Genomic DNA, 19,463 nt, shown 5'->3' on the forward strand with positions numbered 1-19,463 from the left:
GATAACCGCACAGGCATAAAAATTTATCTTGCCAACGGGAAAGTAAAATGATATGCTGTCAATGTTGAAAAACATCATTTGCACGCGGATTCTGCGCATGTGTGCAGAGCAGCGTGTGAATAGCAATGCTGATTTGAAGAGATGTGGAGGAAAAGATCATGTACGATTTTGAAGAGATCCGGAAGGCAGACGGGGAGATCGCAGACGCCATCCGGGCAGAGATGGACCGGCAAAATTCTCATATTGAGCTGATTGCGTCCGAGAACTGGGTCAGCCAGGCCGTGATGGCGGCTATGGGAAGTCCTTTGACCAACAAATACGCGGAAGGGTATCCCGGCAAGAGATATTACGGCGGATGCCAGTGCGTGGACGTGGTGGAGGATATTGCCAGGGAACGTGCGAAGAAGCTTTTCGGCTGTGAGTATGTCAATGTACAGCCCCATTCCGGCGCCCAGGCAAATATGGCGGCCATGTTCGCCATGCTGGAGCCCGGCGACAGGATCATGGGGATGAATCTGGATCACGGCGGACACTTAACCCATGGATCACCGGTGAACCTTTCCGGAAAATATTTTAACGTGACCTTCTACGGCGTGAACGACGACGGCGTAATTGATTATGACAATGTACTGGAAATTGCGAAGGAGTGCCGGCCGAAGCTGATCGTGGCAGGCGCAAGCGCCTATGCAAGGACCATTGATTTCAAACGGTTCCGCGAGATTGCGGACGAGGTGGGCGCTTACCTGATGGTGGACATTGCCCACATTGCAGGGCTGGTAGCCACAGGACTTCATCCAAGCCCGATCCCGTATGCCCATGTGACCACCACCACCACCCACAAGACGCTGCGGGGACCCAGAGGCGGTATGATCTTAAGCAGTGAGGAGATGAATCAAAAATTCAACTTCAATAAGGCCGTATTCCCGGGCACACAGGGCGGCCCGCTGATGCATGTGATCGCGGCCAAGGCAGTGTGCTTCCAGGAGGCGCTGCAGCCCGAATACAAGGCGTATATGGAACAGGTTGTGAAAAACGCAAAGGCGCTGTGCAGAGGACTTCAGGCACGGGGGATCAAGATCGTCTCCGGAGATACGGACAACCATCTGATGCTGGTGGATCTGACCGAAAAGGATCTCAGCGGAAAAGAGCTGGAGAAGCGTCTGGACGATGCCCACGTAACGGCAAACAAGAACACCATCCCCAACGACCCACGGTCTCCCTTTGTGACAAGCGGTGTGAGACTGGGAACCCCGGCCGTGACGACCCGCGGTATGGTGGAAGAGGATATGGAAAAGATCGCAGAGATCATTTCCCTGGTGATCGAGAGCGGGGACAATGTGGAGAAGGCAAAAGCCATGGTAGCGGAATTGACCGCAAAATATCCGCTTTGCTAGAAACCATGATTCTGGGATTTTGAAGCGTAAGAAAGCACTCGGTACATTTGCTGGTATCGGGTGCTTTTTCTGATGCGCTTCACTGTGGAAAGAATGGTTTTGGCGTCTGCTGCCGGTCAAAGAGACTGCACTTTTGCCAATAGGGCATCCTGCAATACCTTTGAAAATTTGAAAAGGGCAGGGGCTTATTTCAGCCCCGCCTGAATGCGTTACAGTTCGCGGCCGGTTGAGCCGTGAACTGTAATATGTTCAATACGAACAAAAGTTTGTAAAGAGAAAATACTTGACAAAGTATTTTTTTTCGGTTAATATAGCAAAGGTGATGAATCATGGATGAGATTTTAGAGCAGGCACTGCTGTATGATTTTTACGGGGAGCTTCTCAACGACCACCAGAAGGAGGTCTATGAGCAGTTCATCTTAGAAGACCTGTCGTTAAGCGAGATTGCGGAAGCGCAGGGGATCAGCAGGCAGGGGGTTCACGACCTGGTGAAGCGGTGCCAGAAGGCTTTGGAAGGATATGAGTCCAGGCTGCACCTGGTGGGGCGTTTTCTTTCCATCCGGGAGAAGGTCCGCGAGATGGAAGCGCTGCTGGAAGGTGCAGAACTGACGGGGGAGAACCAGGAAGAACTGCTGCGGCAGTTTCGGGAGCTTTCCGGTTCGATTCTGGAAGTGCTGTAGGGCCCCTGACGGATATGCAGGATTTCCTAGTACGGCGTTTCCATGACGGCAGACCCGTCGGCAACCGTTTGTGACAGGACAGAGGAGTTGGACAATGGCATTTGACAGCTTAACGGAAAAACTTCAAAATGTATTTAAAAATCTCCGCAGCAAAGGCCGTCTCACCGAAGAGGATGTTAAGGCGGCCTTGAAGGAAGTCAAGATGGCGCTTCTGGAGGCGGATGTAAACTTTAAGGTGGTCAAGGGATTTATCAAGGATGTCCAGGAGAGGGCCATCGGGCAGGACGTGATGAACGGGCTGAATCCGGGCCAGATGGTGATCAAAATCGTCAATGAAGAGCTGGTATCCCTGATGGGGGCGGAGACAACTGAGATCCAGCTTCAGCCGGGCAGCGCAGCGACGGTGATTATGATGGCCGGACTTCAGGGCGCAGGTAAGACCACCACCACGGCCAAGCTTGCGGGAAAGTTCAAGCTGAAAGGCAAAAAGCCCCTTTTGGTGGCATGCGACGTATACAGGCCCGCCGCCATTAAGCAGCTCCAGATCAACGGGGAGAAGCAGGGCGTGGAGGTCTTTTCCATGGGCGATAAAGTGAAGCCCGCGGACATTGCCAGGGCAGCCATGGAGCATGGGGCGAAGAACGGCAATAATATCATTATTCTGGATACCGCAGGACGGCTTCATATCGATGAGGATATGATGACGGAGCTGCAGGAGATCAAGGAGGCAGTGACCGTACACCAGACCATCCTGGTGGTGGACGCCATGACCGGTCAGGACGCGGTCAACGTAGCCGGCAGCTTCCATGAGAAGATCGGAATCGACGGCGTGATCGTCACCAAGCTGGACGGCGACACCCGGGGCGGCGCTGCATTGTCTATCAAAGCCGTGACCGGACGGCCCATCCTCTATGTAGGTATGGGCGAGAAGCTTTCCGACCTGGAGCAGTTTTATCCAGACCGGATGGCGTCCAGGATTCTGGGCATGGGCGACGTCCTGACGCTGATTGAAAAGGCGGGGGCGGAGTTGGACGAGGAAAAAGCCCGGAAGATGACGGAAAAGATGAAGAAAGCCCAGTTTGATTATGAAGACTATCTGGAGAGCATGAGCCAGATGAAGAAAATGGGCGGACTTTCCGGCGTGATGAACATGATGCCGGGGCTCGGAGGCGGCATGGGCGGCAGGAAAAAAATGCCGGATCTGGATTCCGAAGAAAATGAAAAGCGGATGGCGCGGATGGAGGCTATGATCTATTCCATGACCCCGGAAGAACGGCGCAATCCGGATCTCTTAAACCTTCCGAGAAAGCACCGGATCGCGAAAGGCGCCGGCGTGGATATCTCGGAGGTGAACCGCATGGTGAAGCAGTTCAACGAAACCCGGAAACTGATGAAGAAGCTTCCGGGACTTATGGGCGGTGGTAAAAAAGGCAGGTTTCGGCTTCCTTTTTGACACATAGATGAAAATAACAACAAGAATAAAAGAACAAAGAAAGAATGAGGTGCAAAAAAATGGCAGTAAAAATCAGATTAAAGAGAATGGGAAAGAAGAAAGCTCCTTTCTATAGAATCGTTGTAGCGGATTCCAGATCCCCGAGAGACGGCAAGTTCATCGAAGAGATCGGAACCTATGATCCGAACCAGGAGCCGAGCGTATTCAAGGTAAATGAAGACGCGGCTAAAAAGTGGCTGAACAACGGTGCGCAGCCTACAGAAGTGGTAGGCAAGCTGTTCAAGCTGGCAGGGATTGAAAAATAATCTGACCCGTGGAGGTACGCGTGAATGAAAGAATTAGTAGAAGTAATCATTAAGGCACTGGTGGACAACCCGGAGGGTGTGACCGTGACGGAAAAGCAGGACGGGAGAACGACGGTTCTGGAAGTGCGCGTGGCAGACGGCGACATGGGAAAAGTCATCGGCAAGCAGGGACGTATTGCCAAGGCGATCCGCTCCGTGGTCAAGGCCGCGGCGGCCAGAGACGACAAACGAGTGGTTGTTGACATCATTCAATAAGGAAGGCCCTGCCCTTTGGGGCAGGGTTTTTCGATTACAGGAGAGTGGGTATGGAGCAGTTTTTTCAAGTGGGAGTGATCACTTCCACACACGGCATCCGGGGGGAGGTCAAGGTCTTTCCGACCACCAATGATCCGGAGCGTTTCCGAAAGCTGAAAAAGGTGATACTGGCCTCGGAGAAGGAGCAGATCCCTGCAGAAATCCAGGGCGTCCGGTTTTCCAAACAGTTTGTCATCGTAAAGTTTCGCGGAATCGATGACATCAACCAGGTGGAGCCATACAAGGGCAGGCAGCTCCTTGTGGCCCGTAAGGACGCGGTAGCGCTGGAACAGGATGAATATTATATCGCGGACCTGCTGGGCATGGACGTGGTGACGGACGAGGGGGAGACCGGCGTGCTGAGAGACGTCATTGAAACCGGGGCGAATGAAGTCTATGTGGTGGAACTCGACGGCTTCGGGGAAGTCCTCATTCCCGCCATCCGGGAGTGCATCCTGAGTGTGGATGTGGAGGCAGGCAGCATGCGGGTACATTTACTGGAAGGGCTGAAGGAATGAACTTTTATATTTTGACATTATTTCCGGAAATGGTATCGGCCGGGCTGAATACAAGCATCATCGGCCGGGCCGCGGGGCGGGGACTGCTGTCGATCCAAACCGTCAACATCCGGGACTATGCATTTAACAAACATCAGAGCGTGGACGACTATCCTTACGGCGGAGGCGCGGGGATGCTGATGCAGGCAGAGCCGGTGTATCTGGCGTATGAGGCCGTCGCAAAATCCATTCGGAACCGCCGCCGGGAGGCCGGGGAGGAGGAGCTTGAAGGCAGAAAACCGAGAGTGGTGTATCTCTCCCCCCAGGGAGCTGTGTTTTCCCAGAAGATGGCGGAGGAACTGGCCCGTGAGGAGGATCTGGTCTTTCTGTGCGGGCACTATGAAGGGATCGACGAGAGGGTGCTCGAGGAGGTCGTCACCGACCATGTGTCCATTGGGGATTACGTGCTGACCGGAGGGGAGCTTCCGGCCATGGTCATGGTGGATACGATCTCCCGTCTGGTTCCGGGAGTGCTCCACAACGACACCTCGGCAGAATCGGAATCCTTCCAGGACAATCTGCTGGAACATCCCCAATATTCCCGCCCGGAGGTGTGGCACGGAAAACGGGTGCCGGAGGTGCTTCTGTCCGGACACCACGCCAATATTCAGAAATGGAAAAGGGAGCAGTCGATCCTGCGCACCAGGGAACGCCGCCCCGACCTGTTAAAGCAGTGCAAACTGACGGAGGAAGAACGGCGGCTTCTCGCAGACGAGGAATGCAGTCTATAGTCAAAAAACGGAAGAATCTGTATGAAACGCTTGCATGTTGGCAGGAAATGTGGTAACATACAATAGTTGTGAAAAGAAGAGCGATGGTCCTCTGGCACGGGGAGATGGAGATAAGAAGCGTATTTCCCCACGAAAAAGTGTTAAGAACGTCAAATAAACAGGAGGTCACACAATGAACGATATTATCAAGAATCTTGAAGCAGAGCAGTTAAAAGAGAATGCTCCCCAGTTCCACGTAGGCGATACGGTGAAGGTATACGCTAAGATCAAGGAAGGTAACCGTGAAAGAATCCAGGTATTCGAAGGAACCGTACTGAAAAGACAGGGCGGCGGAGTGAGAGAGACTTTTACGGTCAGAAAAAATTCCAACGGCGTTGGCGTAGAGAAGACCTGGCCGCTTCATTCTCCCCATGTAGAGAAGGTAGAAGTGATCCGCAGAGGTAAGGTAAGAAGAGCGAAGCTGAATTACCTGCGTGGCCGTGTGGGCAAGAGGGCAAAAGTAAAAGAATTAGTAAAATAGTAAGGAAAAGCGAGGGACAATTACAGAGTTTGTAGTTTGTCCCTTTTCTAATATATGCAAGCCGGCTTTTTGGAACAGGAAAAAGCTACGGAGGGCAGAAACGAATGAAGAAGCAAGAGATCCGAAAAAAGAGAAGGAGACAAAGAGAAAAACCGACAAACCGGCAGAAGCCGAGACTGCATTTCCCCAGCGAGGGACTGCACATTGATCAGAACCGCGTCAAAAAATCCCTCCTTCTGATGCTGCAGATCGGCGCCGCCTGCCTGCTGGCCTACTCGCTGGTGCTCTTTTACGGGCAGAGGGTCAGCAACGCGGGAGATTCCATGAGCCCCATCCTGAAAAACGGGGACGTGGTGCTGGTGGACCGGCTGGTCTACAACGCCGTCAAGCCAAAGCGGGGGGATATCGTCGTATTCAAACCGGGCGGCAATCAAAACGCGCATTATCTGATCAAACGGGTGGCGGCCCTTCCCGGAGAGACGATCCAGATCAAAAACGGCAGCATTTACATCGACGGGCAGGTCTGTACGGAAGGCATACACGTATCGGATATCCGTTCCGCCGGGGTTGCCGCCGAGCCGGTCGAGCTGGGGGCCAACGAGTACTTTGTGATCGGCGATAATCATGAAGGAAGCGACGACAGCCGCACCGCGGACGTGGGAACCGTAAAACGGAAGGATATTTTCGGAAAGGCGTGGTTTGTAGTCAGCGGGGATCATTTCGGAAGAATCAAGGAATGAAATCCTGCCGTATAAAGCGGGGAGAGGATTTACACACAATTGGAGGAAGAACAATGCATTTTCAGTGGTATCCGGGTCATATGACCAAAGCAAAACGGATGATGCAGGAAAACATCAAGCTCATCGACCTGATCATTGAGCTGGTGGATGCCAGGATTCCCTTAAGCAGCCGGAATCCGGACATCGATGAGCTGGGGAAGAACAAGGCCAGGCTGATCCTGCTGAACAAATCCGACCTGGCGGAAGAAAAATGGAATACGGCCTGGATCGAATACTTCCAGGAAAAGGGATTTTTTGCGGTCAAGGTCAATTCCAAAAAAGGCGGAGGGATGAAGTCTGTCCAGGAGGTCATCCAGGAAGCCTGCCGGGAAAAGACGGAGCGGGACAAAAAGCGGGGCATCCTGAACCGCCCGGTGCGCGCCATGGTGGTGGGAATCCCCAATGTGGGAAAATCCACCCTGATCAACGCGCTGGCCGGAAAAGCCTGCGCAAAGACCGGAAACAAGCCGGGAGTGACAAAGGGGAAGCAGTGGATTCGTCTGAATAAGAACGTGGAGCTTCTGGATACCCCGGGAATCCTCTGGCCAAAATTTGAAGACCAGACCGTAGGGCTTCGGCTGGCCTGGATCGGTTCCATCAAGGAGGAGCTGCTCCAGACAGAAGAACTGGCGGCTGGACTGACCCGGTTTCTGGCGGCCCATGCTCCGGGAACCCTGGCGGAAAAATACGGGCTGGAGGAAGCAGAAGACGGCTTTGAAAACCTCCGGGGCATCGCAGAGAGCAGACACTGCCTGCTAAAGGGCAGCGAGCTGGATCTGGAAAAGGCAGCCCGGCTTCTGCTGGATGATTTCAGAAACGGGCGGCTGGGAAGGGTGACGCTGGAATTTCCCCAGAACGTGTAACCCCTTCGTATGCGGATCATCTGCCGCGGGGCATATAATGTCCCATTGTCCGGCAGAAAAAGCCGCTCTTGATACAAAAGTTAAGTTGGATAGAAAGAGGACATACAGGACATGAAAGAGGAAAGTAACGAGAAAAGTATCTTGCGGGAGTTGGGAAGCTGGCTTTTGTACCTGCTGTTTGTGCTGGTGTTTTCCTATGTGATCATCACCTATGTCGGACAGCGCACCCGCGTGGACGGACAGTCTATGGAGACGACACTTTATGACAACGACAATCTGCTGGTGGATAAGATCTCCTATCGGTTTCGGGACCCGAAGCGGTTCGAGATCGTCGTATTCCCTTACCAGTACAGGGAGAATACATTCTATATCAAGCGGATCATCGGACTGCCGGGGGAGACCGTGCAGGTCATCGACGGCTATGTGTACATCGATGGGGAGCAGCTCGACGAGCATTACGGCAATGAACTGATGGAGAATCCGGGAATCGCGGGGGAAACCCTGATGCTGGGGAAGGATGAGTATTTTGTCCTGGGAGACAACCGGAACCACAGCTCCGACAGCAGAGATCCCAGCGTGGGCGTGATACGGCGGGAGGACCTTTTGGGAAGGGCCTGGATTCGGATCTGGCCTTTGGATCAGTTTGGGGCGATCAAGCATGAGTAAGAGCATACAGGAGATCAAAAGAGAACTGGAGCAGGCCCCAGGCAGCGAACGAGGACGGCTGTTGGAGCAGTACGCGTCCGATACAAGATCCGGGGTCGTCCGCCTTCTGCAGCAGTTCCGGAGGAAAGAAGAAAAGCTGCTGGAGGAGCGAAAACGTCTCTGGGGGATGCAGGAGTTTGAACGGCAGTATGCCCGCTGCGCGGTGATCTGCGGCATCGATGAGGCGGGACGGGGACCTCTGGCAGGCCCGGTGGCGGCCGCGGCAGTGGTCCTTCCAAAAGACTGTGAGATCCTGTATCTGAATGATTCCAAAAAGCTTTCCCCGAAGCGCAGGGAGGCCCTGTACGAGGAGATTATGGAAAAGGCAGAGGCTGTCGGCGTGGGGCTTACCGATGCTGCCCGGATTGATGAGATCAATATCCTGCAGGCAACCTACGAAGCCATGCGTGCGGCGGTAGGCCAACTGGGGATGGTTCCGGAGGTGCTGCTCAATGACGCGGTGACGATTCCGGGGCTTGCCATGGAGCAGGTCTCCATCGTGAAGGGGGACGCAAGGAGCGTCTCCATCGCGGCGGCCAGCATCCTGGCGAAGGTGACCAGGGACCGCCTGATGGCCGAATACGACGCCCAGTATCCGCAGTATGGATTTGCCCTGCACAAGGGCTACGGCACCGCGGCCCATATAGAGGCGTTAAAGGCCCACGGCCCATGCCCGATCCACCGGAAGACATTTATCACACATTTTTTATAAAAGACCGGGACTGTGAGCGACGGATAGCCTGTGAGCCAGAGCAGAGGAGTTTTGCAAAGGAAACTCGCGCCTGGGGCGGACGCAGAAGGAGCATATGGATTGAATAAACGGAAAACAGGGGCCGCCTACGAACAGGCGGCAGGGTATTATCTGGAACAGCAGGGGTATGTAATTCTGCAGTACAACTACAGGTGCCGCGTCGGGGAGATCGACCTGGTCGCGAAAGACGGAGACTGCCTGGTATTCTGCGAAGTCAAGTACCGGAAGACCGGAGGGAGCGGCAGTCCTCTGGAAGCGGTGGATTTCCGGAAGCAGCAGAGGATCTTTCGGTGCGCCCAGTACTATATGATGGAAAAACGGCTGGGGGATATTCCCTGCAGGTTCGACGTGGTGGGGATCGAAGGCGCCCGGGTCACGCTCATCAAAAATGCGTTTGACGGCGGGTGAGTCAAAGCCCGCAGGCATCCATGGAACGAGCGGTGCAAAGCCAAAGTCCCCGTGTATGTTTTATAGAAAGGAAACCGGATGAGTTTAGGTATAAGATATAAAAATCAGAATAAAATATTCAGGGAAGTGGAAGCAGAGACCCCGTATTTGGAATATCCGCTGCTGGCGGATACAGGGATTGTAAAGCACGGGTTTTCCACCCGCTTAGGAGGCGTCAGCGAAGGATATTTTTCTTCTTTGAATCTGGGCTTCCACCGGGGAGATGAGGAGGAGACGGTGCGGGAAAATTTCCGTAGGATCGGCAAATCCATCGGCGTGCGCTGCGAGGATATGGTATTGTCCCGGCAGACCCATACCACCAATGTATGGGTGGCAACGGAGGAAGACCGGGGGATGGGCATGGTGCGCCCCATGGAATACAGCAAACGGGCTTTAGACAATCCGGGCCGCTGCGCTTCGGGAAGCTTTCAAGTGGAGGCCGGCGGGAAGCTGGAAGGGGTGGACGGCCTGGTGACGGACGTTCCGGGGATCTGCCTGGTGACCTTCTATGCGGACTGTGTGCCCCTGTTTTTTGTAGACCCTGTAAAAAAGGCGATTGGCCTGAGCCATTCCGGCTGGAGGGGGACCGTAGGAAAGATCGGCAGGGTGACCGTGGAACTGATGCAGGAGCAGTTCGGGTCCAGACCCTCCGATATCCTGGCTGCAGTTGGGCCGTCCGTCTGCCAGGACTGCTATGAGGTCAGCGGGGACGTGATCGGAAAATTCCGGGAGCAGTTTGAGGAGCAGTACTGGAGCGACCTGTTTTATCAGAAAGAAAACGGAAAATACCAGCTCAACCTGTGGAAGGCCAATGAGATCGTATTCGCGGAATCCGGGATTCTTCCGGAGCATATGGCGGTGACAAATGTGTGTACGCACTGCAACAGCGACGTGCTCTATTCCCATCGGGCAACAGGAAATCAGAGGGGGAATCTGGCGGCATTTCTGGCATTGGCGTAAGGAGGCGGTCTTATGGATTCTACAGTAGAGATCCTGCAGGAATCAGCCGAGGAGTCGGCGGAAAAGGTACAGACACAGATGAATGAATTTGTAGTATTTATCCAGGAACATATTCCTAATATGGTGGATTTTGGAATCCGGCTTTTGATCGCAATCCTGATCTTTTTTCTGGGGCGGTTTTTGATCAAATGGCTGAGAAAGAGAATCCGCAATTCACTGAACCGGTCAAGTGCGGATGCGGGCCTGACCCAGTTTACGGATTCCTTTTTAAAAATTTCCCTTTATATCGTCCTGTTCCTGATCATTGCGGCCAACCTGGGGATTGAGATCAACTCCATCTCCATGCTGTTTGCGTCGGCAGGCGTGGGTATTTCACTGTCTCTGCAGCAGACTCTGTCAAACTTCGCGGGCGGGGTGCTGATCCTGCTGCTAAAGCCCTTTGTTGTGGGGGACTATATCATAGAAGACACCAACAAGGACGAGGGGACGGTCAAGGAGATCCAGACCTTCTATACGAAGCTCACCACGGTGGACAACAAAACCATCGTGATCCCCAACGGGATACTGGCCAACAACAGCCTTACCAACGTGACGGCCAAAGCCGAGCGGCAGTTGGACCTGCGGATCGGAATCTCCTATGACTCCGACCTGAAAAAAGCGAAGCAGCTTCTGGAGCAGATGCTCAAAGATATCCCAAGCATCATGAAGGATGAGAACCTGTATGTGTTTGTGGATTCCTTGGGAGAGAGCTCGGTGGTGCTGGGCATCCGGGGCTGGGTCAAGACGGATGAATACTGGACGACCCGGTGGAACCTGTTAGAGAAGATCAAGCTGACGTTTGACGAGGAAGGGATCGTGATTCCCTATAACCAGCTTACAGTACACTTGGATGACGGCGCTTAACGGATTGCATCCATCTGGTTCGCGCGTGGTAAGGAGCTGAATCCATGTTTTGTGAACAGTAAGATTTTTTTGGAAATTTTGAAAAAAGTGGTTGAAATTTGCATAAAAAGTAGTTATAATAGTAAAGGTTCGTTTGTTGAGCCTTGCCGAAATAGCTCAGTTGGTAGAGCACTTCACTCGTAATGAAGGGGTCGTCGGTTCGAGTCCGATTTTCGGCTTTGACAGAGAGAGGATAAAAAACGCTTTTGCGAATGCAGAGGCGTTTTTTTGTTACATTTTATAAAAAAAGTTCTTGACAACTTTCTTGTGTTAGATTATACTAACTTTTGTAAGTTGATAGATTGATTTGAAACAGAAAGAAGATGAGTCAAGATGCCTTTATCAATGGTAAATCAGGGGGAACCAAACAGGATACGCAGGGTCGGCGGCAGGGAGGATACAAGACGCTTCATTGAGTCGCTTGGGTTTGTGGCCGGCGCGGAGGTGACGGTGGTATCCGAAAGCAGCGGCAATCTGATCGTGAATGTGAAGGATTCCCGGGTAGCGATTGGAAAAGATATGGCAAATAAGATTATGGTAGGATGAAGGAGGAGAAGCGATGGCGACGTTGAAGGACATTCCCTGCGGACAGAGCGCGACGGTGGCAAAGCTGACCGGAGAAGGGCCGGTCAGGAGACGGATCATGGACATGGGAATCACAAAGGGCGTGGAGATTTTTGTGCGGAAGGTAGCACCCTTAGGTGACCCGGTGGAGATCACGGTGAGGGGCTACGAGCTGTCTCTGCGCAAGGCAGACGCAGAAATGATCGTTGTGCAGTAGCGTTTTATTTTTTATACATGAGTTAGATAAAACTAATAAATATAAGTTAAAACTGCATACAGACATGCAGAACATACGAAATCATACGCGCCTGCGGGAATGAAAAACAGATAAAGAATAAATGATTTGTTATCAGGAGGAAGGAAACATGGCGGTTAAAATTGCGTTAGCGGGAAATCCGAACAGCGGAAAAACCACGTTGTTCAATGCACTGACCGGTTCCAACCAGTTTGTGGGAAACTGGCCGGGGGTTACGGTGGAAAAAAAGGAAGGGAAGCTGAAAGGGAAGAAGGACGTGATCCTTATGGACCTGCCGGGGATCTATTCCCTGTCCCCTTATACACTGGAGGAAGTGGTTGCGAGAAATTACCTGATCACTGAGCGGCCGGACGCGGTTCTCAACATCGTAGACGGAACCAACATCGAACGAAACCTGTATCTGAGCACCCAATTGCTGGAGCTGGGGATTCCGGTGGTGATGGCGGTCAATATGATGGATCTGGTGGAAAAAAACGGCGGGCGGATCGACACAGAACGGCTCGGGAAGAAGCTGGGCTGCCAGGTGGTGGAGATCTCGGCCCTTAAGGGAACCGGCATCCAGGCGGCAGCGGAGCTGGCAATTCATGCGGCGTCGGCAGGGAAAGCGGCCAGGCCGGTTCATACATTTTCGGAAAATGTGGAACAGGCGCTCTTGTCTGTGGAGCGTAAGATCAAAAATGGGGTACCGGATGCGCAAAAACGATTTTTTGCAGTGAAATTATTGGAAAAAGATGATAAAATAGCAGAACAGATGGAATATGTGCCGGATATTTCCGCGGAGATCGCACAGATGGAAGAGGAGATGGAGGACGATACGGAGAGCATCATCACAAATGAGCGGTACACGTATATTTCTTCCATCATCGGGGAATGCTGTTCCAGGCATAAGGCGGCAGCGGGGATGACTGTGTCCGACAAAATCGACCGGATCGTGACAAACCGGTTTTTGGCCCTTCCGATCTTTGGGGCGGTGATGTATCTTGTATATTATATGTCGGTCACCACTGTGGGAACTTTCGCTACGGACTGGACCAATGACGTACTGTTCGGGGAGATCATCCCTCCGGCAGTGGAACGTATGCTTGTGTACCTCAACTGCGCAGACTGGCTGCAGGGCCTGATCCTGGACGGAATCGTGGCCGGTGTGGGAGGAGTGCTTGGATTCGTTCCACAGATGCTGGTGCTGTTTTTGTTCCTGGCCTTTTTGGAAAGCTGCGGATATATGGCCAGGGTTGCCTTCATCATGGACCGTATTTTCCGAAAGTTCGGGCTTTCCGGCAAGTCCTTCATCCCCATGCTGATCGGTTCGGGATGCGGGGTTCCGGGGATCATGGCGTCCCGTACCATCGAGAATGACCGGGACCGGAAGATGACGGTCATGACCACTACCTTCATCCCATGCGGGGCAAAGCTTCCCATCATCGCACTGATTGCGGGGGCACTTTTCGGCGGGGCCTCCTGGGTGGCGCCAAGCGCGTATTTTGTAGGGATCGGGGCGGTGATCTGTTCCGGGATCATCCTGAAAAAAACCCGGATGTTCGCAGGAGATCCGGCGCCCTTCGTGATGGAGCTTCCGGCCTACCATATGCCTACCCCGGGAAATGTGCTGCGCAGCATGTGGGAGCGTGGCTGGTCCTTCATCAAAAAGGCAGGCACCATCATTTTGCTTTCCACCATTGCGGTATGGTTTACCTCCTATTTCGGCTGGGTTGACGGGAAATTCAGAATGCTGGACGGCATGGAACTGGAACACAGTATCCTGGCTTCCATCGGAAATCTGTTCGCATGGCTCTTTATCCCCCTTGGCTGGGGAGACTGGAGGGCGGCAGTGGCCGCCATTACAGGGCTTGTGGCAAAGGAAAATGTAGTCGGCACCTTCGGCATACTGTACGGAGTCGGGGAAGCGGCGGAGGACGGCGCAGAGTTCTGGGGCATGCTTGGGGGAAGCATGACGGCACTGGGGGGATATTCCTTCCTGGTGTTCAATCTGCTCTGCGCCCCCTGTTTCGCGGCAATGGGCGCCATCAAGCGGGAGATGAACAACGCGAAATGGTTCTGGTTCGCCATCGGATACCAGTGCCTGCTGGCTTACGTGACCGCGCTTTGCATCTACCAGATCGGCACCTTCACGGCAGGAGGCGGATTCGGGATCTTTACGGCTACGGCATTTGGACTGCTGGCAGGCTTTCTCTTCCTGCTCTTTAGACCCGGCAGGGACAGTGCCGCGCTGCATGTGAATATGAGGAAGCTGGCCGGCGCGAAGTAAAGCCGGAAGCTTAGCCTGGGAAGGACAGGGATACATCCTGCAGACGGCTGCGATTTGAAGTCACACCGGCTGCAGGATGCAATGGATTTTGTCCGGAATCGGACTATGGAAGGAGTGATTCATATGGGAACTGTTCTGGTCAGCCTGGCGCTGGCGGCAATTGTGGCATGCATCATCCGCAGTATGATCCGTGATAAAAAGAACGGAAAATCCATCCACTGCGGCGGAGACTGCCAGTACTGCAAAGGCGGCTGCATACGCCACGGTTCAGAAGAGAAATAAAACAAAAATGAAATGAAAAAAGTCCTTATGGAGCGAGAGAACGCTTTCTAAGGACTTTTTTGATACCATCCTATGCAGAAAAACTGCCGGCGGCGGGTTTTTGTGTATCTTAAAGCTTGAGATTTTTGAACAGATCTCCAAGGCTGGTTCCGATATTCTCGGACTTTGGAATCTCTACCTTTTCCGGAACTTCCTCCACTGCCTGCTCCAGCGCCTTCATGCTCAGGCTGATCTTGCCTTCCTTGATCCCGATGACCTTGACCGTCACGGCATCCCCTTCATGGAGCACATCGGAAGGCGTCTTGACACGCTTCTGGGAAATCTGGGATACATGCACCAGGCCGGAAAGGTTGTTCTCCAGCTTGATGAACGCGCCGTAGTTCTGCAGCGTCTCCACGACCCCTTCCATCACCGTGCCTACTTTGACACTGGCAATCTGATCCTGGCGCGCCTTTTTCTCCTTGGCCCTTAAGATGTCGCGGGCGGAGAGCACCAGACGGTTGTTCGCCTGATCCACGTCGATCACGTGCACTTCGATCTCCTTGAGCAGGTAAGTCTCCAGATCCTCCACATAGGACAGGGAGAGCTTGGACGCGGGGATAAATCCGCGCAGGCCCTCGACCATAGCGATGACGCCGCCGTTTACAACACCTTCTATCTTTACAGGGAGGACTGTCTTTTCCTCCATATACTTTGTGACCAGATTCCAGGGGTTGGCATCATCCAGATGTTCCTCATAGTCTGCCATGCTCTCGGCAGGTGCTTCTGCGGCCGCTTGGCTGTTTACAGTTTCCTCGGCCTGTACATTTTCAGGAGTCATTTCTTCGGTTTTTAATTCTTCATTCATGGTTACACCTCAACGTATCTTTCTAAATTTGTAATGACGGTAACTCAAGTATACCATATGTTTATAAGAAAAAACAACTAATCTTGCAAATTCAAGTGACGAAATTGAAAAAAAGTGGTAAGCTGGTAAAAAGGTGTTACTGTAATCACGGAAAGGCTTGGTATAATTTATGGAAAAAGGTGTAATCAACAATAAAATCTATGTGGTAGGGCATAAAAACCCGGATACGGACTCAATCTGCTCCGCGATCGCCTATGCCCAGCTTCGGACAGAGCTGACCGGGGAGCGGCACAACCCGAGGAGGGCCGGCCAGTTAAACGAGGAGACCCAGTATGTGCTGGATTATTTTAATGTGAAGGCGCCGGCGCTTTTGACGGATCTGCGGGTGCAGGTGAAGGACGTGGCCATGCGCGAGGTGGAAGGGATGCGCGGTTCGGTCTCCATCAAGTCTGCCTGGGCCAGGATGAAGGAAGAGAACCTGAAAACCCTTCCTGTGACACGGGAGGGCAAGCTGGAAGGGCTGATCACCATCGGAGATATCGCTACCTCTTACATGGATGTGTATGACAGTACGATCCTGGCCACATCCAGGACCCAGTACCGCAACATCGCCACCTGCATTGAAGGGGAGATTGTCACAGGGAACCCCCACAGCTACATGTCCAACGGAAAGGTGGGAATCGTGGCCTCCAGCCGGAAGCTGATGGCGGAGTTTGTGGAGCCCGAGGATTTGGTTATCCTGGGCAACCGCAAGGAGGTACAGCAGATGGCCATCGACATGGGCGTCAGCTGCATGATTGTCTCCACCGGAGCGGAGCTGGACGACGGCATTCTGGAGCAGGCCAAGGAAAAGGAAATCGTGATCATCACCACGGAGCAGGATACCTTTACGGTGGCCCGTCTGATCAACCAGAGCATCCCGATCCGCCATTTTATGAGCGGCAGGGACGGGCTGGTCTCCTTTAAAATGCGGGACTATGTGGACGATGTCAAGGAAGTCATGATGCGCAACCGCTACCGTGATTTCCCGGTTCTGGACAATAAGGGAAAGTTCCTGGGATTCATTTCCAGAAGGCGTCTTTTGAACTGCCGGAAGAAGCAGGTCATCCTGGTGGACCACAACGAGAAAAGCCAGGCCGTCAACGGGATTGAGCAGGCGGATGTACTGGAGATCATCGACCACCACAGGCTGAGCAGCATCGAGACCATGGGGCCGGTATTCTTCCGCAACCAGCCGGTGGGCTGTACGGCCACGATTGTGTACCAGATGTACCAGGAGAACGGCGTGAAGGTGTCATCCACCACCGCAGGGCTTTTGTGCGCGGCCATCATATCGGATACCCTGATGTTTCGGTCGCCCACCTGCACCCCGTTGGATGAACAGTCCGCACGGAAGCTGGCAGAACTAGCGGAGGTGGATATCGAAATGCTGGCCCAGGCCATGTTCCGCGCCGGAAGCAACCTGAAGGGAAAGACCGCGGAGGAGATCTGCTTTTTGGACTTCAAGCAGTTTACGGTCAGCGATATGGTATTCGGCGTAGGCCAGGTCAACTCCATGAGCGAGGAGGAGCTTTCGGAGATCAAGGAAAAGGTGCTTCCCCATCTGGAAAAAGCAAGGGAGAGCCACAGCCTGAACATGATCTTTTTCATGCTCACCAATATCATTACGGAATCCTCCGAGCTTCTGTGCGCCGGGCCGGAGGCCAGGGAAAAGCTGATCAACGCGTTTGACCTGCGCTCAGAGATGGAGGAGCTGCACTTAAAAGGGGTCGTTTCCAGGAAGAAACAGCTTGTACCCGCGCTGGTGGAAGCGCTGCAGCAGTGAGAAAGAATCTTAAGCAGCAGGGTTGTCCGTCTGCGTCGGGTCGCATAAGCGGTATCATTCCTTTTTGCCCGATGCAAAACAGAATCTTATATAGAAGGAACAGGTACATAGATGGGAAAGCAAATATGGAAGCCGGGGAATATGCTGTATCCCCTTCCGGCTGTGATGGTAAGTACAGGGGATGCGCAGGGCAGCACCAATATACTGACAGTCGCCTGGACCGGGACGATCTGCACCAATCCGGCCATGGTATACATATCCGTCCGTCCGGAGCGGTATTCCTACGCCATGCTCCGGGAATCCGGGGAATTTGTCATCAACCTGACCACGGAAAAGCTGGCCTGGGCCGCGGATTACTGCGGCGTCAGATCCGGCAGGGATGAAGACAAATGGGAAAAGACCGGACTCCACAAAGAGAAGGCTGCAGAGCTTCGCTATGCGCCTCTGATCGCGGAATCCCCGGTCAACATAGAATGCAGGGTGACGGAAGTACGGGAGCTTGGTAGCCATCACATGTTTATAGCCGAGGTAAAAGCGGTTCATGCCGACGAGGGCTGCCTGAACAAAACGGGCCGGCTGGAACTGAACCGTGCGGGACTGATCGCCTACTCCCACGGCGAGTACCTGGCGGCAGGCAGGACGCTTGGCACATTCGGCTTCAGTGTAAAAAAGAAAAAAACGGCGGCGAAGAAGAAGGCGCCCGGTCAGAAACGAAGAGTCAGACAGAAAAAAAGCGATACCACAAAAGCAACATAATTGCATATTTTTGCACGGATTTTATATAGATTTCGCTCCCCGGCTCATCTATAATAAAATCTGCGGAAAATCATACCAGAAAGTGAGGACTTTGATGAACATGAAAGAAAAATTGCTCAAAAAATTTGCGGAACTGTTTGGAAATACTGAAGGAACCAAAGTTTACTTTTCGCCGGGGCGCGTCAATCTGATCGGGGAGCATACGGACTATAACGGCGGACATGTATTTCCGTGCGCGCTGACCATCGGCACCTACGGCATTGCGCGGAAACGCGCGGACCGCAAGATTCATTTTTATTCTATGAACCTGGACCGCTTCGGGGTAGTCGAAGCTTCTCTGGATGAGCTGGCCAATCAGGAAGCTTACGGCTGGGCAAATTATCCCCTGGGCGTGGTATGGGCCTTTCATGAAAAAGGATATACACTGGATACCGGATTTGACATGGTGATCTGGGGCAATATCCCTAACGGAAGCGGGCTTTCGTCCTCGGCCTCTCTGGAAGTGCTCACAGGTGTGATCCTCTGCGGCTTGTATCACATCACGGATTTGAGCATGGTGGATATCGCGCTCATCGGCCAGTATTCGGAAAATAACTTCAACGGCTGCAACTGCGGCATCATGGATCAGTTCGCGGTGGCCATGGGAAAGAAGGACAATGCCATCTTCCTGGATACCAGCACCCTGCATTATGAGTATGCGCCTGTAAAGCTTAAAAATGCCCGGATCGTCATCGTGAACAGCAAAGTGAAGCACAGCCTGGTGGATTCTGCTTACAACGACCGCCGTCAGGAATGTACGGACGCGCTTGCCGCATTGAAGACGGCAGCGGACATTGAGACGCTGGGCGACCTGACCGTGGAAGAATTTGAAAAGCATCAGCATGTGCTCAAAGACCCGGTTCTGGTTAAGCGCGCAAAACACGCGGTGGCGGAGAACCAGCGCACCATCGAGGCGGTGGCGGCGCTGAAAGCCGATGACATCACCCGCTTCGGGGAACTGATGAATCAGTCCCATATATCCCTGCGGGATGATTATGAAGTATCCTGCGAGGAGATCGACATCCTGGTGGATCTGGCATGGAAGACTCCGGGCGTGATCGGTTCCCGTATTACCGGAGGCGGATTCGGAGGCTGTACCGTGAGCATTGTGGAAAATGACGCGGTTGATCATTTCATCAGCTCCATTGGGGCTTCCTACAAGGAGAAGGTAGGGCACGAGGCAGAATTTTACACCGTGGATATCGGAGAAGGCGCAGGAGAGATCGACTAACAGACGCGTGATACTG

The 19,463-nt window shown here is 53.1% G+C and carries 23 protein-coding genes and 1 tRNA gene; 23 read left to right on the top strand and 1 reads right to left on the bottom strand.

The window, feature by feature from the left end:
• The first annotated feature begins 158 nt into the window (after positions 1-158).
• The 20 genes from glyA (at position 159) to EBB54_RS08420 (ending at position 14,749) form a co-directional block, all read left to right on the top strand.
• The gene (gene glyA, locus EBB54_RS08325) at positions 159-1,394 is read left to right on the top strand and encodes a serine hydroxymethyltransferase (protein ID WP_125127079.1); all 1,236 of its coding nucleotides are present in this window, start codon (positions 159-161) and stop codon (positions 1,392-1,394) included.
• A 329-nt stretch (positions 1,395-1,723) separates the two neighbouring features.
• Positions 1,724-2,074 carry a YlxM family DNA-binding protein gene (ylxM, locus tag EBB54_RS08330; protein WP_004079347.1) on the top strand — a complete coding sequence of 117 codons (351 nt, stop codon included), beginning with the start codon at positions 1,724-1,726 and terminating at the stop codon, positions 2,072-2,074.
• A gap of 94 nt (positions 2,075-2,168) precedes the next feature.
• Positions 2,169-3,527: a signal recognition particle protein gene (ffh, locus tag EBB54_RS08335; RefSeq protein ID WP_125127080.1), complete on the top strand. Its 1,359-nt coding sequence runs from the start codon at positions 2,169-2,171 to the stop codon at positions 3,525-3,527.
• A gap of 59 nt (positions 3,528-3,586) precedes the next feature.
• Positions 3,587-3,832 carry a 30S ribosomal protein S16 gene (rpsP, locus tag EBB54_RS08340; protein ID WP_004079343.1) on the top strand — a complete coding sequence of 82 codons (246 nt, stop codon included), beginning with the start codon at positions 3,587-3,589 and terminating at the stop codon, positions 3,830-3,832.
• Between the two features lie 24 nt (positions 3,833-3,856).
• Positions 3,857-4,087 carry a KH domain-containing protein gene (locus tag EBB54_RS08345; RefSeq protein ID WP_004079341.1) on the top strand — a complete coding sequence of 77 codons (231 nt, stop codon included), beginning with the start codon at positions 3,857-3,859 and terminating at the stop codon, positions 4,085-4,087.
• Between the two features lie 50 nt (positions 4,088-4,137).
• Positions 4,138-4,644, top strand: a complete 507-nt coding sequence (rimM, locus tag EBB54_RS08350; protein ID WP_125127081.1) for a ribosome maturation factor RimM — start codon at positions 4,138-4,140, stop codon at positions 4,642-4,644.
• The gene (gene trmD / locus EBB54_RS08355) at positions 4,641-5,414 is read left to right on the top strand and encodes a tRNA (guanosine(37)-N1)-methyltransferase TrmD (RefSeq protein WP_125127082.1); all 774 of its coding nucleotides are present in this window, start codon (positions 4,641-4,643) and stop codon (positions 5,412-5,414) included. The genes rimM and trmD overlap by 4 nt, the downstream gene beginning before the upstream one ends.
• A gap of 172 nt (positions 5,415-5,586) precedes the next feature.
• Positions 5,587-5,934 (top strand): 50S ribosomal protein L19, encoded by a 348-nt coding sequence (gene rplS, locus EBB54_RS08360; protein ID WP_004079335.1) that lies wholly within the window; start codon positions 5,587-5,589, stop codon positions 5,932-5,934.
• A 104-nt stretch (positions 5,935-6,038) separates the two neighbouring features.
• A complete protein-coding gene (gene lepB / locus EBB54_RS08365; RefSeq protein ID WP_125127083.1) occupies positions 6,039-6,674 on the top strand; it encodes a signal peptidase I in 636 nt (211 codons plus the stop codon).
• A 53-nt stretch (positions 6,675-6,727) separates the two neighbouring features.
• Positions 6,728-7,576, top strand: a complete 849-nt coding sequence (ylqF, locus tag EBB54_RS08370; protein ID WP_125127084.1) for a ribosome biogenesis GTPase YlqF — start codon at positions 6,728-6,730, stop codon at positions 7,574-7,576.
• Between the two features lie 111 nt (positions 7,577-7,687).
• The gene (gene lepB / locus EBB54_RS08375) at positions 7,688-8,242 is read left to right on the top strand and encodes a signal peptidase I (protein ID WP_125127085.1); all 555 of its coding nucleotides are present in this window, start codon (positions 7,688-7,690) and stop codon (positions 8,240-8,242) included.
• Positions 8,235-8,993 (top strand): ribonuclease HII, encoded by a 759-nt coding sequence (locus tag EBB54_RS08380; RefSeq protein WP_125127086.1) that lies wholly within the window; start codon positions 8,235-8,237, stop codon positions 8,991-8,993. Before lepB (EBB54_RS08375) ends, EBB54_RS08380 begins: the two co-directional genes overlap by 8 nt.
• A gap of 99 nt (positions 8,994-9,092) precedes the next feature.
• Positions 9,093-9,440: a YraN family protein gene (locus EBB54_RS08385; protein WP_125127087.1), complete on the top strand. Its 348-nt coding sequence runs from the start codon at positions 9,093-9,095 to the stop codon at positions 9,438-9,440.
• Between the two features lie 78 nt (positions 9,441-9,518).
• Entirely contained in the window at positions 9,519-10,439 is a 921-nt protein-coding gene (gene pgeF / locus EBB54_RS08390) for a peptidoglycan editing factor PgeF (RefSeq protein WP_125127088.1), read from the top strand.
• A 12-nt stretch (positions 10,440-10,451) separates the two neighbouring features.
• Entirely contained in the window at positions 10,452-11,342 is an 891-nt protein-coding gene (locus tag EBB54_RS08395; RefSeq protein ID WP_004079321.1) for a mechanosensitive ion channel family protein, read from the top strand.
• Between the two features lie 145 nt (positions 11,343-11,487).
• A tRNA-Thr gene (locus EBB54_RS08400) sits at positions 11,488-11,560 on the top strand.
• A 154-nt stretch (positions 11,561-11,714) separates the two neighbouring features.
• Positions 11,715-11,927: a FeoA family protein gene (locus tag EBB54_RS08405; protein ID WP_004079319.1), complete on the top strand. Its 213-nt coding sequence runs from the start codon at positions 11,715-11,717 to the stop codon at positions 11,925-11,927.
• 13 nt (positions 11,928-11,940) lie between these two features.
• The gene (locus EBB54_RS08410) at positions 11,941-12,162 is read left to right on the top strand and encodes a FeoA family protein (protein WP_004079317.1); all 222 of its coding nucleotides are present in this window, start codon (positions 11,941-11,943) and stop codon (positions 12,160-12,162) included.
• 148 nt (positions 12,163-12,310) lie between these two features.
• Positions 12,311-14,467, top strand: a complete 2,157-nt coding sequence (gene feoB, locus EBB54_RS08415) for a ferrous iron transport protein B (protein ID WP_125127089.1) — start codon at positions 12,311-12,313, stop codon at positions 14,465-14,467.
• A 123-nt stretch (positions 14,468-14,590) separates the two neighbouring features.
• On the top strand, positions 14,591-14,749 hold the full coding sequence (locus EBB54_RS08420) for a FeoB-associated Cys-rich membrane protein (RefSeq protein ID WP_004079313.1): 159 nt from the start codon (positions 14,591-14,593) through the stop codon (positions 14,747-14,749).
• Positions 14,750-14,858: 109 nt separating this feature from the next.
• Here EBB54_RS08420 and EBB54_RS08425 read toward each other — a convergent pair whose 3' ends face one another.
• Positions 14,859-15,596: a S1 RNA-binding domain-containing protein gene (locus EBB54_RS08425; protein ID WP_004079311.1), complete on the bottom strand. Its 738-nt coding sequence runs from the start codon at positions 15,594-15,596 to the stop codon at positions 14,859-14,861.
• 169 nt (positions 15,597-15,765) lie between these two features.
• Here EBB54_RS08425 and EBB54_RS08430 point away from each other — a divergent pair, with 169 nt between their 5' ends.
• The 3 genes from EBB54_RS08430 to EBB54_RS08440 all read left to right on the top strand — a co-directional run bounded on the left by EBB54_RS08430 (position 15,766) and on the right by EBB54_RS08440 (position 19,447).
• Positions 15,766-17,421, top strand: coding sequence for a putative manganese-dependent inorganic diphosphatase (locus EBB54_RS08430; RefSeq protein ID WP_004079310.1), 1,656 nt, complete (start codon positions 15,766-15,768; stop codon positions 17,419-17,421).
• A gap of 111 nt (positions 17,422-17,532) precedes the next feature.
• A complete protein-coding gene (locus EBB54_RS08435) occupies positions 17,533-18,177 on the top strand; it encodes a flavin reductase family protein (RefSeq protein WP_125127090.1) in 645 nt (214 codons plus the stop codon).
• Positions 18,178-18,277: 100 nt separating this feature from the next.
• Positions 18,278-19,447: a galactokinase gene (locus tag EBB54_RS08440; protein WP_044990697.1), complete on the top strand. Its 1,170-nt coding sequence runs from the start codon at positions 18,278-18,280 to the stop codon at positions 19,445-19,447.
• Positions 19,448-19,463 lie beyond the last annotated feature (16 nt).

This window comes from Schaedlerella arabinosiphila (genome assembly GCF_003885045.1).
GTDB lineage: Bacteria > Bacillota > Clostridia > Lachnospirales > Lachnospiraceae > Schaedlerella > Schaedlerella arabinosiphila.

What these genes read in the sequence shown, in the direction of transcription:
- EBB54_RS08430 (WP_004079310.1), top strand. Translation starts at nt 15,766, where the DNA reads ATGGAAAAAGGTGTAATCAACAATAAAATCTATGTGGTAGGGCATAAA.
- lepB (WP_125127083.1), top strand. Translation starts at nt 6,039, where the DNA reads ATGAAGAAGCAAGAGATCCGAAAAAAGAGAAGGAGACAAAGAGAAAAA.
- EBB54_RS08420 (WP_004079313.1), top strand. Translation starts at nt 14,591, where the DNA reads ATGGGAACTGTTCTGGTCAGCCTGGCGCTGGCGGCAATTGTGGCATGC.
- EBB54_RS08425 (WP_004079311.1), bottom strand. Translation starts at nt 15,596, where the DNA reads ATGAATGAAGAATTAAAAACCGAAGAAATGACTCCTGAAAATGTACAG.
- EBB54_RS08440 (WP_044990697.1), top strand. Translation starts at nt 18,278, where the DNA reads ATGAAAGAAAAATTGCTCAAAAAATTTGCGGAACTGTTTGGAAATACT.
- trmD (WP_125127082.1), top strand. Translation starts at nt 4,641, where the DNA reads ATGAACTTTTATATTTTGACATTATTTCCGGAAATGGTATCGGCCGGG.
- ylqF (WP_125127084.1), top strand. Translation starts at nt 6,728, where the DNA reads ATGCATTTTCAGTGGTATCCGGGTCATATGACCAAAGCAAAACGGATG.
- lepB (WP_125127085.1), top strand. Translation starts at nt 7,688, where the DNA reads ATGAAAGAGGAAAGTAACGAGAAAAGTATCTTGCGGGAGTTGGGAAGC.
- rpsP (WP_004079343.1), top strand. Translation starts at nt 3,587, where the DNA reads ATGGCAGTAAAAATCAGATTAAAGAGAATGGGAAAGAAGAAAGCTCCT.
- pgeF (WP_125127088.1), top strand. Translation starts at nt 9,519, where the DNA reads ATGAGTTTAGGTATAAGATATAAAAATCAGAATAAAATATTCAGGGAA.
- EBB54_RS08395 (WP_004079321.1), top strand. Translation starts at nt 10,452, where the DNA reads ATGGATTCTACAGTAGAGATCCTGCAGGAATCAGCCGAGGAGTCGGCG.
- glyA (WP_125127079.1), top strand. Translation starts at nt 159, where the DNA reads ATGTACGATTTTGAAGAGATCCGGAAGGCAGACGGGGAGATCGCAGAC.
- EBB54_RS08410 (WP_004079317.1), top strand. Translation starts at nt 11,941, where the DNA reads ATGGCGACGTTGAAGGACATTCCCTGCGGACAGAGCGCGACGGTGGCA.
- rimM (WP_125127081.1), top strand. Translation starts at nt 4,138, where the DNA reads ATGGAGCAGTTTTTTCAAGTGGGAGTGATCACTTCCACACACGGCATC.
- EBB54_RS08380 (WP_125127086.1), top strand. Translation starts at nt 8,235, where the DNA reads ATGAGTAAGAGCATACAGGAGATCAAAAGAGAACTGGAGCAGGCCCCA.
- ylxM (WP_004079347.1), top strand. Translation starts at nt 1,724, where the DNA reads ATGGATGAGATTTTAGAGCAGGCACTGCTGTATGATTTTTACGGGGAG.
- EBB54_RS08405 (WP_004079319.1), top strand. Translation starts at nt 11,715, where the DNA reads ATGCCTTTATCAATGGTAAATCAGGGGGAACCAAACAGGATACGCAGG.
- EBB54_RS08435 (WP_125127090.1), top strand. Translation starts at nt 17,533, where the DNA reads ATGGGAAAGCAAATATGGAAGCCGGGGAATATGCTGTATCCCCTTCCG.
- feoB (WP_125127089.1), top strand. Translation starts at nt 12,311, where the DNA reads ATGGCGGTTAAAATTGCGTTAGCGGGAAATCCGAACAGCGGAAAAACC.
- rplS (WP_004079335.1), top strand. Translation starts at nt 5,587, where the DNA reads ATGAACGATATTATCAAGAATCTTGAAGCAGAGCAGTTAAAAGAGAAT.
- EBB54_RS08345 (WP_004079341.1), top strand. Translation starts at nt 3,857, where the DNA reads ATGAAAGAATTAGTAGAAGTAATCATTAAGGCACTGGTGGACAACCCG.
- ffh (WP_125127080.1), top strand. Translation starts at nt 2,169, where the DNA reads ATGGCATTTGACAGCTTAACGGAAAAACTTCAAAATGTATTTAAAAAT.